General features: G+C 61.6%; 10 protein-coding genes. 4 read left to right on the forward strand and 6 right to left on the reverse strand.

Going from position 1 to position 14,049, the window contains the following annotated elements; translation table 11 throughout:
* The first annotated feature begins 184 nt into the window (after window positions 1–184).
* Window positions 185–2,059, forward strand: coding sequence for a SurA N-terminal domain-containing protein (locus HX814_RS23425; protein WP_177009555.1), 1,875 nt, complete (start codon window positions 185–187; stop codon window positions 2,057–2,059).
* An 89-nt stretch (window positions 2,060–2,148) separates the two neighbouring features.
* Here HX814_RS23425 and nhaA read toward each other — a convergent pair whose 3' ends face one another.
* Together nhaA and HX814_RS23435 are read right to left on the reverse strand one after the other, a co-directional pair.
* Window positions 2,149–3,483: a Na+/H+ antiporter NhaA gene (gene nhaA, locus HX814_RS23430; protein WP_087693206.1), complete on the reverse strand. Its 1,335-nt coding sequence runs from the start codon at window positions 3,481–3,483 to the stop codon at window positions 2,149–2,151.
* Between the two features lie 115 nt (window positions 3,484–3,598).
* Entirely contained in the window at window positions 3,599–4,777 is a 1,179-nt protein-coding gene (locus HX814_RS23435; RefSeq protein ID WP_008431952.1) for an MFS transporter, read from the reverse strand.
* Window positions 4,778–4,904: 127 nt separating this feature from the next.
* On the opposite strand from HX814_RS23435, the gene HX814_RS23440 reads away from it, so the two are divergent.
* Together HX814_RS23440 and HX814_RS23445 are read left to right on the forward strand one after the other, a co-directional pair.
* Entirely contained in the window at window positions 4,905–5,804 is a 900-nt protein-coding gene (locus tag HX814_RS23440; RefSeq protein ID WP_003207864.1) for a LysR family transcriptional regulator, read from the forward strand.
* 89 nt (window positions 5,805–5,893) lie between these two features.
* Window positions 5,894–6,733: a DUF2242 domain-containing protein gene (locus tag HX814_RS23445; RefSeq protein ID WP_003207865.1), complete on the forward strand. Its 840-nt coding sequence runs from the start codon at window positions 5,894–5,896 to the stop codon at window positions 6,731–6,733.
* Here HX814_RS23445 and aceE read toward each other — a convergent pair whose 3' ends face one another.
* Entirely contained in the window at window positions 6,734–9,403 is a 2,670-nt protein-coding gene (aceE, locus tag HX814_RS23450) for a pyruvate dehydrogenase (acetyl-transferring), homodimeric type (protein ID WP_177009554.1), read from the reverse strand.
* A gap of 145 nt (window positions 9,404–9,548) precedes the next feature.
* Between aceE and HX814_RS23455 the strand changes: the two genes are divergently transcribed.
* The gene (locus HX814_RS23455) at window positions 9,549–10,019 is read left to right on the forward strand and encodes a MarR family winged helix-turn-helix transcriptional regulator (RefSeq protein WP_008431958.1); all 471 of its coding nucleotides are present in this window, start codon (window positions 9,549–9,551) and stop codon (window positions 10,017–10,019) included.
* Between the two features lie 144 nt (window positions 10,020–10,163).
* On the opposite strand, the gene HX814_RS23460 is transcribed toward HX814_RS23455, so the two are convergent.
* From HX814_RS23460 to HX814_RS23470, 3 genes are all read right to left on the reverse strand, one after another.
* Window positions 10,164–11,183: a pyruvate dehydrogenase gene (locus HX814_RS23460; RefSeq protein WP_134327008.1), complete on the reverse strand. Its 1,020-nt coding sequence runs from the start codon at window positions 11,181–11,183 to the stop codon at window positions 10,164–10,166.
* Window positions 11,184–11,483: 300 nt separating this feature from the next.
* Window positions 11,484–12,518 (reverse strand): AraC family transcriptional regulator, encoded by a 1,035-nt coding sequence (locus HX814_RS23465; protein WP_177009553.1) that lies wholly within the window; start codon window positions 12,516–12,518, stop codon window positions 11,484–11,486.
* A 4-nt stretch (window positions 12,519–12,522) separates the two neighbouring features.
* Window positions 12,523–13,653 carry a carbon-nitrogen hydrolase family protein gene (locus HX814_RS23470; RefSeq protein WP_008431963.1) on the reverse strand — a complete coding sequence of 377 codons (1,131 nt, stop codon included), beginning with the start codon at window positions 13,651–13,653 and terminating at the stop codon, window positions 12,523–12,525.
* Window positions 13,654–14,049: the final 396 nt, after the last annotated feature.

Consider the following 14,049-nt stretch of genomic DNA (forward strand, 5'->3'; position numbering starts at 1 on the left):
GGCAGCGGAGCGGCAGCTGACCCGAGTATCCATCGGGTCGCCACGCCGGGGGTGTGGGTTCAAACCCCCGTCCGCTCCGCCAGTTACGAGAAGGCGCATCCTCGGATGCGCCTTTCTTCTATCCGGACTCTACCCACGCTCCACGGTTGCCTAATTTTGAAGTTCAACCGTTTCTGGGGGACGCATGCTGCAGAATATCAGGGACAATTCACAAGGCTGGATTGCCAAGACCATTATCGGGATCATCGTCGCATTGATGGCGTTCACCGGTATCGAGGCTATTTTTCAGGCTTCGACCAACAACAAGCAGGACGTGGCCAAGGTCAACGGTGAAGAAATCACCCAAAGCGAACTGGGCCAGGCCGTCGACATGCAACGTCGCCAGCTGATGCAACAGCTGGGCAAGGACTTCGATGCTTCCTTGCTGGACGAAAAGCTGCTGCGCGACGCCGCACTCAAGGGCCTGATCGATCGCAAGCTGCTGCTGCAAGGCGCGGCCGATTCGAAATTCGCTTTCTCCGAAGCTGCGCTGGATCAAGTGATCCTGCAGACGCCGGAATTCCAGGTGGATGGCCAGTTCAACGCTGAGCGTTTCGACCAGGTGATCCGTCAGCTGGGCTACAGCCGTATGCAATTCCGTCAGATGCTGAGCCAGGAAATGCTGATCGGCCAGGTTCGTGCAGGCATTGCCGGCAGCGGTTTTGTGACTGATGCCGAAGTGCTCGCGTTCGCCCGTCTGGAAAAACAGACCCGCGATTTTGCCACCGTCAGCGTCAAGGCCGACCCTGCAGCAGTGAAGATCACTGACGACGAGGTCAAGGCTTACTACGACCAGCACGCCAAGGAGTTCATGACCCCGGACCAGGTGGTCATCGACTATCTGGAGCTGAAGAAGGCTTCCTTCTTCGACCAGGTCGCGGTCAAGGACGATGAGCTGCAAGCCCTCTATCAGAAAGAAACCGCCAACCTCGCTGAACAGCGTCGCGCGGCGCACATCCTGATTGAAGTCAACGACAAGACCACTGACGAGCAGGCCAAGGCCAAGATCGAAGAAATCCAGGCGCGCCTGGCCAAGGGCGAGAAGTTCGAAGCCCTGGCCAAGGAGTTCTCCCAGGATCCGGGTTCTGCGAACAACGGCGGTGACCTCGGTTTCGCTGGCCCTGGTGTCTACGACCCTGCCTTCGAAACAGCGCTGTATGCACTGAACAAGGACCAGGTCTCGGCACCGGTGCGTTCCAGCTTCGGCTGGCACCTGATCAAGCTGTTGGGTGTTGAAGCACCAGAAGTGCCATCGTTCGCCAGCCTGAAAGACAAGCTGACCCGCGAGCTCAAGACCCAACAGGTTGAACAGCGTTTCGTCGATGCGACCAAGCAACTGGAAGACGCTGCATTCGAAGCTTCCGACCTGGCCCAGCCGGCGTCGGACCTGAAGCTGACCGTGCACACCTCCGCGCCGTTTGGCCGTGAAGGTGGCGAAGGCATCGCTGCCAACCGTGCCGTGGTGACCGCTGCATTCAGCCCTGAAGTACTGGATGAAGGTGCCAACAGCACCGCCATCGAGCTGGATCCGGAAACCATCGTGGTGCTGCGTGCCAAAGAGCACCTGAAGCCTACCCAGCTGCCGCTGGAAAGCGTTGCCACTGCCATCCGTGCCCAGTTGACCAAGGAGCGCGCGAGCGCTGCGGCGAAGACTCACGCGGACGAGCTGATTGCCAACCTGCGTGATGGCAAGACACCGCTGAACCAGCCGGTGGATGGCCAGGCCTGGAAAGTCACCGAAGCGGCCACCCGTGGCCAGGAAGGCGTCGAGCCAGCCGTGCTGCAAGCCCTGTTCCGCATGGCAAAGCCTGCGGCCAAGGACAAGCCGACCTTCACCAGCGTGACACTGCCAGACGGTAGCCTGGTGATCGTGCGCTTGAACGCGGTCAATGAAGCCGCTGCACCGACCGATGACGAGAAGGCTCAGTACCGCCGCTTCCTCGCGTCCCGTGTCGGCCAGCAAGACTTCGCCGCCTATCGCAAGCAGTTGGAAACCAAGGCTGAGATCAAGAAGTTCTGATCTCGTAACAGCCTGAATAAAAAGACCCCGGCCTGAAGAGGCCGGGGTCTTTTTTTATCCACTAATCAGCTGACTCAACCAGTCTTGATTCAACGCGCAAACTTGAGCTTGCCCCAACTCAGGCCAATCACAGCCGCCAGGGTCGAAGCGCTCAGCACACTCAGCTTGGCAGCCGACAGCAGCGTCGGATCGGAGAAGGCCAGCGACGAGATGAAAATCGACATGGTGAAACCAATTCCCGCCAGCAGGCCCACTAGGGCGACGCCGTTCCAGGTCACGCCCTCCGGCAATTGGCAGATGTTCAGTTTGACCAGCACCACGCTCGCCAGCATCACACCGAGCGGCTTGCCGAGCACCAGGGCCAGGATGACCCCCATGAACACGCCGTGGGGCAGTGGATCGTCCAGGTTGAACCCTTGCAGGCTCACTCCGGCGTTGGCCAGGGCAAACAGTGGCATGACGCCAAAGGCCACCCAGGGGTGCAAGCCCGCTTGAATACGTTGCACCGGCGGCAGCATTTCCCGCTGGGCCTGTCTCAATTGCTTCAACGGTTTGGCGACTTGATGGGCACTTTCAGCCGATTGTGAAAGCCGCTCCATCAGCTCGTTGAACGTGCGCCCGATGGTGTCCAGAGGGCGTTCCCGAGTCGGTCTGGAAGTCACGGGCGTTATCAGGCCAAGCATTACGCCCGCGAGCGTCGGATGGACGCCGGTCTTGAGCAGGCCAAACCAGACAATCGCCCCTGGCAACAGGTACACCACCGCCTTGCCAATTCCCATCCGCTGAAAAACCAGCACCAGCGCCAGCCCGCAGGCCGCGATCACCAGGCCCATGTAGTCCAGGCTGGCGGTATAGAAAATCGCGATGATCAGGATGGCGACGATGTCATCAATGATCGCCAAAGCCAGCAACAGGATGCGCACGCCGGCGGGGATGGATTTACCCAACAGCGCCAGCACACCCACGGCAAATGCAATGTCGGTGGCAGTGGGCACTGCCCAGCCACTGGCCGCTACGGTGCCATGGTTGAGCAGGGTGTAAATCAGTGCCGGCATCAGCACGCCACCCAGCGCAGCGCCGAGGGGCAGGGTGGCCAGTTTCAGGTTGGCGAGTGCGCCGTCCCTGATCTCCTGGCGAATCTCGGCGCCCACCACCAGGAAGAAGATGGTCATCAGCCCATCGTTCACCAGGAAGTGCAACGAGCGCGAGACTGTGAAGTCTCCCAGCCCGATAGTGAGTGGGGTGTTCCAGAAGTGTTCGTAGGAATCTGCGACGGGGCTGTTGGCCCAGACCAGCGCGACGATCGCTGCCAGCAGCAACACGATACCGCTGACTGCTTCGATCCTTGAAAACCGCTCCAATGCGGACAGGGCGCCTTCGACCAGAACCTGGGGGCGCGGAATAGCAGGGTGTTTATCAGGCACGACAAGTCTCCATTGGCGGCCCGACCAATGCTTATCCTTTAACCTGCGCTGTGCCGTATGCAGCAGCGCACCCGGTGCGATCATAAGAGTTAAGAAACATCACGTCACGTTTCGTTTAAACATCGGTTAAACGCAGCGTCGCGATCAGCGCCAGTACGACCAACGCGGCGACCGCCCATGGAAACGATGTCACTCCCCACCCTTGCAACAACATGCCGCCGAGTAGTCCGCCACCGGCGATGCCCAGGTTCCACACCGTCACCAGCATCGACTGTGCGGCATCGGCTGAATCCCCGGCCGACTTGGCCAGCGCCGTTTGCAGCAATGCCGGCAAACCGCCAAACGCCAGCCCCCATAAGGCCACCGTGGTGTAGATCACCGTCGCCGAGGTGATCCAGAACGCCAGCGCCAGGGCCGAAAGCGCGAACATTGCGCAGCTGATCACCAATAACGCGCGCAGCCGCTGATCAATCAGCGCGCCGACGATCCAGATACCCAGCAGCGCCGCCAGGCCAAACACCAGCAGCACCTGGTCGATGTCCGCTGCAATCCCGGCAGGTACCAGGAACGGCGCGATATAGGTGTAGAGAATGTTATGAGCCAGCACGTAGGTGAAAGTCACAAACAGCACCGGACGAATCCCTGGTAGTGCCAGCACCTGGCGCAGCCCCAGGCGTTTTTCCGCCTGTTGCCCGGCAAAGTCCGGGACCTGCCAGCGCACCCAGGCCAGCAGCACAACCGTCAGGCCGGACATGATCGCGAAGCTCAGGCGCCAGCCCACCGTGGTGCCCAGGAAAGTCCCGGCCGGTACACCCAGTGACAGCGCCAATGGCGCGCCGAGCATGGCCACGGCAATGGCCCTGCCTTGCAGGTGCGGCGCAACCATGCGGCTGGCATAACCGGCCAGCAGCGCCCAGAGCAATCCCGCGAACACCCCGGCGAAGAACCTGGCCACCAGGGTCAGCAGGTAATCGCTGGAAAACGCCGTCACACTGTTGACCAAGGCAAACCCGCCGATGGCAATCATCAGCAATGGCCGCCGGCGCCAGCCCCGGGTGGCGATGGTCAGGGGAATCGCGGCCAACAGCGAGCCCAGGGCGTACAGGGTCACCAACTGGCCCACCAACGCTTCGGACACCCCGAGGCCGGCGCCCATTTGCGGGAGCAAGCCTGCCGGCATGGCTTCGGTGAGGATGGTGATGAAGCCGGCGGTAGCCAATGCCAACAGGCCGCCCAGAGGCAGTCGTTCACGGCTCACCGTGGGGGTCGTGGAAGATAGGGCGCTGTCGCTCATGTTTTTTGGCTCCGGTTTTCAGACGAAAGGGCAGGGAGCCAGAGTAGGGTGCTGCACGGTGGAGAAAAACAGGCTAAGGTTCCGAACTTATCGGACGCCAATGTCCGCAATCCTCGGGAGCGAGACGATGGACAGCCTGGGCAGTATTTCAGTGTTTGTGCAGGTGGCCGAAACCCGCAGCTTTACCGAGGCCGGGCGCATGCTGGGGGTGTCGTCCTCGGCGATTGGCAAAAGCATCGCGCGCATCGAAGAGCGCCTGGGGGTGCGGCTGTTCCATCGCAGCACCCGCAGTATCACGTTGACCAGCGAGGGCGCGCTGTTTCTCGAACGCTCCCGGCGCATCCTGGCGGAAGTCGAAGCCGCAGAACAGGAACTGAGCCAGGCATCCGCCACCCCCAGAGGCAAGTTGCGCGTCAGCCTGCCGCAAGTGCGCGGCTTGTTGATGCCGGTACTGACGGATTTCATGCGCGCCTATCCCGAGATCGAGCTGGACGTGGACTTCTCCGACCGCATGGTGGATGTGATCGAGGAGGGTTTCGACGCGGTGATCCGCACCGGCAAGCCCGAGGACTCACGCTTGATGGCGCGCCACCTCGGGTATTACCGCCTGGTGCTGGTGGCGTCCCCGGAGTACCTGCGCCTGCACGGTACGCCGCGCCAGCCCCGGGATTTGAGCGACCACGCCTGCCTGCGCCACAAATTCTGCGCCACCGGCAAGCTGGAAACCTGGCCACTGCGCCCGGAGCCGGGCCTGCCGGAGCCGACCCTGCGTGCGCCGCTGGTCTCCACCACCATCGAATCACTGATGCACGTGGCCCATGAAGGCCTGGGGATTGCCTGCCTGCCGGACTTCATGGTCCGCGAATCGGTGGAGCAGGGCCGGCTGCAACGGGTGCTGGACTATTACCTGGAGCACAGCGGCAGCTTCTGGATGCTCTGGCCATCAAGTCGCCATGCCTCGGCGAAATTGCGCGTGTTTATCGACCATATGGGCGAGCGGCTTTTTCCTGCGGACACCGTCCCGTAAGGCTGTGACGTTTTACCGACAGGAATTCGCGCGCCGAGGCCACGTTCTGTTGCACAATACCGCCCTGACTGTTTTCCTCAGGATTTTCGATGTCGACATCATTTCACTTGCGTAGCCTCGGGTTGGCGCTGGTGCTGGCGGGCGCTGCGGGCTGCTCGTCACCCAAGACCGCTATTTATGAACATGAGAACTTCGACGACTCCGGCACGTTTTCCCGTGATTACCCGGTCAGTGACACGGCGGCCTGCGAAGCGGCGCGGCGTGCGCTGTTGAGCCAGGGTTACATCATCACCAGCAGCGATCCAAAGCTGGTGGCGGGTAACAAGAGCTTCCAGCAGACCGGCGAAACTCACCTGCAGATCAGCTTCAACGTGGTGTGTGCCGACGATGGCAGCGGCAATCATCACTCGACGATGTTCGCCAACGCCTTGCAGGATCGCTACGCCTTGAAGAAGGTCAACAACTCCGCCAGCCTCGGTGTGGGTGTGTTGGGTTCGGTGTCGATGCCGATTGGTTCCACCGACGACTCCATGGTCAAGGTGGCCAGCGAGACGGTGTCTGCGCCGAAATTTTATGAGCGTTATTTCGCCCTGGTGGACGTTTTCCTGCCCCAGGAAGTGAAAAAGGCAGCGCATATTCCAGAGAAGCCCAAGGCTGACCTGGGCATCCCGGAACCTAAGGCAGCTCCGGCGGCCGATAAGGCCGATAAGGTTGAAGCGCCGAAAGAAGTGCCAAAAGAAGCGCCGGCCACACCGGCAGCCCCAGTGACACCGGCGGTGGTGCCAGCGGCATCGGAGCCGGTGGTACCACCGGCGGAACCTGCGCCGATTGCACCAAAGGAAGCCCCGGCACCTGCGCCAGAGGCCACCACTCCTGCGCTGCCGGCGCCGACCGAAGCGATTCCGCCTCTGCCGACGCCTGCGCAGTAACTACACCGCTACGGGGTTGGCCTTGTCGACGTTGATCCCGTAGCGGCTGATCGCCTCCGCCACCCTGGCGCGGCTGATCAGGCCGTCATCCGCCAGCGCCTTCAAGGCCGCCAGGGCAATGAAATACCGGTCCACCTCGAAGAACTCGCGCAAGGTTTCGCGGGTATCCGATTGCCCGAAGCCATCGGTGCCCAGCGCCACAAAGCGCCGGCCCGGTACAAACGGGCGAATCTGATCGGCAAAGATTTTCATGTAGTCGGTGGCGACCACCACGGGCCCAGGCTGGCCCTCAAGGCACTGCTCGACATAGCTGGTACGCGGTTCGCTTTCAGGATGCAGCAGGTTCCAGCGCTCCACGGCATGACCTTCCCGGCGCAGCTCGGTCAGGCTGGTGACACTCCACACATCGCTGGCCACGGCAAAATCATCGCGCAGCAGGTCCGCGGCGGCGATGACTTCCCGCAGGATCGAACCGCTGCCCATCAGCTGTACCCGTGGTTGCGTGGTGTCTTCAGCCGCCTTCAACCGATACATGCCCTTGAGAATCCCGTCCTCGACGCCTTCGGGCATCGCCGGGTGCGGGTAGTTTTCGTTGAGCAGGGTGATGTAGTAGTAGATGTCCTCTTGCTCGACGTACATCCGGCGCATGCCTTCGCGAATGATCACCGCCAGCTCGAAGGCAAACGTCGGATCGTAGGAAATGCAGCACGGGATCACCGACGACAGCACATGGCTGTGGCCATCGTCATGCTGCAGGCCTTCGCCCATCAGCGTGGTGCGCCCGGCCGTCGCCCCCAGCAGAAAGCCCCGCGCCCGTGCATCACCTGCGGCCCAGGCCAGGTCGCCGACCCGCTGGAAGCCGAACATCGAATAGAAAATGTAGAACGGCACGGTCATCAAGCCGTGGCTGGCGTAGGACGTACTCGCTGCGATCCATGAGGAAATGGCGCCGGATTCATTCAGGCCTTCCTGCATGATCTGTCCGTCCTTGCTCTCCTTGTAGTAGGACAGCTGGCCGGCATCTTGTGGGGTGTAGAGCTGGCCGACGGCGGAGTGAATGCCGATCTGGCGGAACAGGCTTTCCATGCCGAAGGTGCGGGACTCGTCCGGCACGATGGGCACGATCAGTTTGCCCAGGTTCGGGTCCTTGAGCAGGGTGCCGAGGATGCGCACAAAGGCCATGGTGGTGGAGATCGCGCGTTCGCCGGTGTCCTTGAGCTGGGTGGCGAAGGCATCCAGTTCCGGGATCTTCAGCGACTCGACCGCGCTATGGCGAGCCGGCACGTAGCCACCCAGTGACTGGCGGCGGGCGGCGAAATAGCGGGCCTCTTCGCTGTCGGCGGCCGGTTTGAGATACGGGATTTCAGCCAGTTGGTCGTCGGCCACTTCCAGCCCGAAGCGATCGCGGAAGGCTTTGACGGCTTCAGCGCCCATCTTTTTCAGCTGGTGGTTGATGTTCTGGCCTTCGCCGGCCTCGCCCATGCCGAAGCCCTTGACGGTTTTCGCCAGGATCACCGTCGGCTGGCCGCTGTGACGCACGGCGGCGGCATAGGCGTTGTAGACCTTGTCCGGGTCATGGCCGCCTCGTGAGAGTTTCCAGATATCGTCGTCGGACATGTCTGCCACCAGCGCCAGCAACTCCGGGTATTTGCCGAAGAAGTGTTCCCGCACGTAGGCGCCGTTTTGCGATTTGTAGTTCTGATAGTCGCCGTCCACGCATTCCATCATGCGCTGGCGCAGCAAGCCGCTTTTATCCTTTTCCAGCAGCGCATCCCAGCCGCCGCCCCAGATTACCTTGATCACGTTCCAGCCGGCGGCGCGGTACAGGCTTTCGAATTCCTGGATCACCTTGGCATTGCCGCGCACCGGCCCATCCAGGCGTTGCAGGTTGCAGTTGACCACGAAGATCAGGTTGTCGAGCTTCTCGCGCCCGGCCAGGGAAATGGCTGCCAGGGATTCTGGCTGATCCATCTCGCCATCACCGAGGAACGCCCACACCTTGCGGCCCTGGTGCTGCTTGAGGTCGCGGAACTCCAGGTAGCGCATGAAGCGCGCCTGATACGCGGCGGTAATCGGTCCGAGCCCCATGGAAACCGTAGGAAATTGCCAGAAGTCTGGCATGAGGCGAGGGTGCGGATAGGATGACAAACCGTCGCCACCGGCTTCCCGGCGGAAGTTGTCCAGCTGGGCTTCGCTGATCCGGCCTTCGAGGTACGCCCGCCCGTAAATGCCCGGCGCGGAGTGGCCCTGGATGTACACCAGGTCGCCATCGAAGCTTTCAGTTCGGCCACGGAAGAAATGGTCGAAGCCTACGTCATACAGCACCGCAGCCGACGCATAGGTTGCGATATGCCCGCCCACGCCGGAATGTTTGCCCGCGCGCAGCACCATGGCCATGGCGTTCCAGCGAATAAACGCATTCAGCCGGCGCTCGGTGGCCAGGTTGCCGGGGTAGGGCAACTGGCGGTCTACCGGGATGGTGTTGACGTACGGGGTGGTCACCCGCCCGTAGAAGTCGCCATGCCGCGCCACGTCGAAATCCAGCAACTGATCAATCAGGTAATGCGCGCGCGGGCGGCCTTCGGTGGACAGCACCGATTCGATGGACTCCAGCCATTCGCGGGTTTCCTGTGGATCGTCGTCGAGGCGTACTGCAGTGTTCGGGGTCATGTCAGGCTCCAGGGTGGACGGGTTTCAGCGTGTGGGCTCCTTGTGGGAGCTTTGCGAATGTAGTTGCAATTGCAACTACATGACTGAATCTAGCGCGGGATGAGCTACTATTGCAACCTTCTTGAAATTCCCCGGATGGTGTTGCATGTCGTCGAAAGAGCCTGATGTCTGGTTCCGTTTTGTTCGGGCCCACAGGACGGTCATCCGTGAAATCGAGCGGCGCCTGGCCGATGCCGGTCTGCCGCCGTATGCCTGGTACGACGCTTTGTGGGGCCTGGAAAGTGGCCCCGATGGCACCCGGCGCATGCACGAATTGGCCGATGTGCTGGCCATCGAACGCTACAACCTGACGCGCCTGGTCGACCGTCTGGAAAAGGACGGCCTGGTGGTGCGTTCGCGCTCCGACGGTGACGGGCGTGCTGCCTTTGTCTCGATCACCGACGCGGGCCGGGTATTGCGTAAAAAGATGTGGAAAATCTACGAAAGCAGCGTGGATGAATTGTTTTTGTCGCAGCTCGACAGCGAGCAACGCCGGGGTTTTGCCGAGGCGTTGGAACGCACTGCAGGGCTGGCGATGGAGGCGGGTGTGCAGACCCGTGGGCGGCGTAAGACCTGAAGCAAATATTCCAGGCGACGCGGATTCCGTGTGGGAGCGGGCTTGCTTGCGAAAGCGGTGTGTCAGCAACAGTAATATCAACAGGCACACCGTCTTCGCGAGCAAGCCCGCTCCCACATTTGATCTGCGATGGATTGCAGATCGTCATTTCAGGTGATATCGATTCAGGGCGGTCTCCACCTGTTCTGCTTCGATCCAGCCGTCATCCGCCAACGCCTTCAATGCCAGCACCGCTACCCAATATCGACTGGGTGCTGACGTTTCCACGGAGCCCGCACCCAATGCTACAAAACGCGCATCCACATGCCCCGCCAATTGATCGACGATCGGCTGCGGATACCCGGTGACCGCGACCACCGGCGCGCCATCCCCAGCCAGGCAATCCCTTAGATGACAACTGCGCTTCGGTTCCAACGGGTGCAGGCGGTTCCAGCGTTGCGCCGCATTCGCTTCGCGGGCCAGCCGTGTATAGCTGGGGCAACTCCACAGTTGCGCCTCGACGTTCCAATCCGTCTCGAGCAACTGCGCGGCGTGCACGACTTCTTCAAACGCTCGACCCGCACCCAGCAACCGCACCCTCAATTCACTCGTGTATGAGCGCCGGACCCGGTACATGCCCCTGAGCGCATGCTCACTATCCTGCGGGCTCAGCCCTGGCCCTTCGTGTTGATCGTGCAGTGCCAGGTAGTAGAACCCCGGCTCGCCGTCGACATACAGCGCCTGCAAACCCGCCAGCACAATCGCCCGGGCTTCCTCGCCGGAGGCCGGGTCATAAGGTGTGCAGTGAGGATTGCTGGCCAGCCATAAGGGCAGTGAAGGGGAGGGCTGGGTTGCATTGTCGTTGCACAGGATGCCCCGCTGACGGGTCTCGCCGGACAGCGCGCGCAACTGCGCCGATGACGCGGCCGTGTGCAGGTACAGCATGGGTTTTTCCCCGGTATTGCGCGCGAACCAGGTGGGCCAGCTCACCACTCGGCGTGAGCGCGACTGGCCGCGAATCACCCACGCCTGCCGGCTGGACTCCAGGGTGTTGGCCATGGTCATCACGCTATACAGGGGCGAGCAGCGGGGCTGCTGCGTTGCATTCAGGGCGTCGATGCAGATCAGGGCAGAGCGTTCGGTGCTGGCAGTCATGAGCAGGGTCGCTTGGCAACGGGTGCCCATACCCTAAAGGAATTCGGCTTACGATTGCAATTGCAATGATTGCATTTGCATCTAAAATTCATCCGGCTAAATCAAGGCAATCCTGCTACGTTTAATCCTGAAGTGCAGGAATGTCATGCCACGGACATTTTTTCGTCATGACGGCACTTTAGGCTGGTTGTGCAGGTCACTAAGCAACCCCTTTTCATAAAACAAGGAGTCAACCATGGACGATTACCAGGAAGAATTGCTCGAGTACCACGCCTTTGAACTGGATCCGCTGGATCCGGCCGATGATGCCACCGAGCTGTAAGACAGACGTCAGGCGGAATGCCGCTGACTGCGGCGAAATTCCCCTGGGGTCTGGCTGTTCCAGCGCTTGAACGCCCGTTGAAAGGCTTCCGCTGAAGCAAAACCGAGCAAATAGGCAATTTCACCGAACGCCAGTTCGGTATCGCGAATGTAGGTCATGGCCAGGTCGCGGCGAGTGTCGTTGAGAATCGCCCGGAACTGAGTCCCTTCTTCCGCCAGCTTGCGCCGCAGGGTCCAGGTCGGCAGTTTCAAGCGTGACGCCACTTCTTCCAGGTCGGGTTCCCGGCCGCCATTGAGCATCGGCCCGAGCAAGCGGGTAATGCGCTCGCGCAGGCTGCGGGTGCGCGTCAACTGCTCCAGTTCCCGTTCGCACAACTGCACCAGTAATTGCCAGGTACTCGGGCAGTGTTCCGGGTTGCGCAGGGCCAGGGTTTGCTGGCTAAGGCGCAACTGATTGTGCTCGGCGCCAAACTGGATCGGGCAGTCCCCAAGCACGCTGTAGCGCTCGCTGTAGTCGGGGGCCTGGAACTCGATTTCGATCCGCTGCGCCTGCACCGGTTGCGCATTCAGGCTCGACAACTGATGCAGCCAGCCGGCGATGATCGAGTCCACCACGAAGCGGTTATAGGCGTTGTAGGGGCTGATGGAGTAGAAGCGCAGCCACGCACCATCTGCATCCTCGTGAAAGCTCGACTGGCCGCGATAGTTGGAGCCGTACAAGGCTTCGAAGCGCGTCAGGGTACGGGCGGCTTCGCGCACGGTGGGCGCCTGGGCGGCGGTGACCCCGGCGAGCCCGGCCTGGCTCAGGCGGCTGAGCTGGCCCATGCGCAGGCCCAGGCTGGCATCGCCGGTCAACTGGATGGCCGCAAAGCCCAGGCGCATATAGCGCGGGATCGACAAGCGTGCACCCGCCTCGGCCAGGCGTGCCGGGTCAAGGCCGTATTGCAGCAGCAACGGTTGCGGGTCCAGGCCATGGCTGTGGATCGCATCGGCCAAGGTGTGGACGAAGCCCACCGACAAATCCCCAAGCCGCACCGGCTTCATTGAGTTACAGCCACACGTTCAGCAGGCGCGCGCCACGGGCATTGCCGTCGGCGAACACCTGGCCGTTGCTGCTGAGGAAGCTTTGCCCGGCGCTGCCCATGTCAAAGAACTGCCCGCGCAGGAACACGCTCATGCCGGCGGTGGCCTGGCTGATGGGTTGCTGGCTGATCAGGGTCAGGCGGTGCCAGGCTTCGCCTTCGCTGAGCTCTTCGGGCTTGAGGCTGATCTCGGCTGGCGTCGACACGCTTTTGAAGCCGCGCCACGGCTTGTCCCAGGTCTCGCGGCCAATCACGAAGGCCGGCACCGCCACCAACTGGGCGCCTTGCTCGTTGAGCTTGCGGTAGTTGTCCGGGTACCAGCTGTCGCTGCCGATCAGGATGCCCAGGCGCCCGGCCGGGGTATCGACCACGCTGACGCTGTTTTCATCGCCCGGCTCAATAAAGCCGCGCTCGTCAAAAATCGGATACAGCTGGCGTTGCGGCTGGCCCAGCGGCAAGCCATCGCGGTCGAAGACCACACTGGTGTTGTACAGCGCGCCATGGCCGATCTGCAGCTGGCCCTGGTTGACGCTCGGGTTGGGCAGGGCAATGGAGCCGGCCACCAGGGTCACGCCGAATTCCTTGGCCAGGCCACCGAACAGCACTTGATAGTCGCGGGCCATGGCCGGGGCCTTCATACGCAGGTAGGCGTCGTCGATACGGTCGTCACCCTTGGCGCTGATCAAGGCCCGCAGGAACAGCAGCGGGTTGCTCGCCGACAACCAGTTCATCGCTTCCTTGAGGTTGGTGGCCTGGTACAGCTCGTTCTTTTCGCCGCTGACCATCAGCCAGGTGCCGATATGTTCCGGCAGTACCACGATGGTCTTGTCGTTGATCAGGCCCTGGTCACGGGCGTTTTGCAGATAGGCCGCCAGCTTGAGGTGCAGGCGTTCCAGGCTCTGGTAGTCGGCGGGGAACAGTTCCGGCTGGATGCCCAACAGGTTGCCGCGGTCGGCGGGCACGCCTTGGTCGACGGCCAGGTTGATCCGCAGGTCGGACAGGTAATGGCCCACGGGGCGCTCCTGGGTCCAGACCAGATAGGCGGAAACGGCGGCGACCAGGGCCATGATGAGGGTGAAGCCAAGAAGTTTACGCATGGGGCAAATGACAACGGACCGTGTGCTGGGTTTGCATTTTCTCTCAAATTTCTGGGCTGGGTACGAAAAACCGTGGTTTGGCACGAAAATCTCAAAAGCCTTGAGTGCGTGTTTTCGCCGCGGGCCGGATCTTCCAGGGTCGACAGTAACGGGTTGTGACCACAGGTGCACGCGCGCGGGTCAATGCCGTGGGATGTTACTCGTGCGCGCACCAGCTTCTGGCAGATTGTTACTTTGTGCCTCAATACCGTGCGCAAGTTCCTCGCCAAGGTTGATTCGCGCAATGGGTTCACGGAGGGATGGCCGCGCAACTCAAGTGTTTCAGCGCCTTACAGGCCTCTCTGTACAACGACGCGTCGAGTTGGCAACAACCTTGCATATGCTTGTATGTACAAG

Origin of the sequence: Pseudomonas sp. C8002 (assembly GCF_013385765.1) — a bacterium.
Taxonomy (GTDB): domain Bacteria; phylum Pseudomonadota; class Gammaproteobacteria; order Pseudomonadales; family Pseudomonadaceae; genus Aquipseudomonas.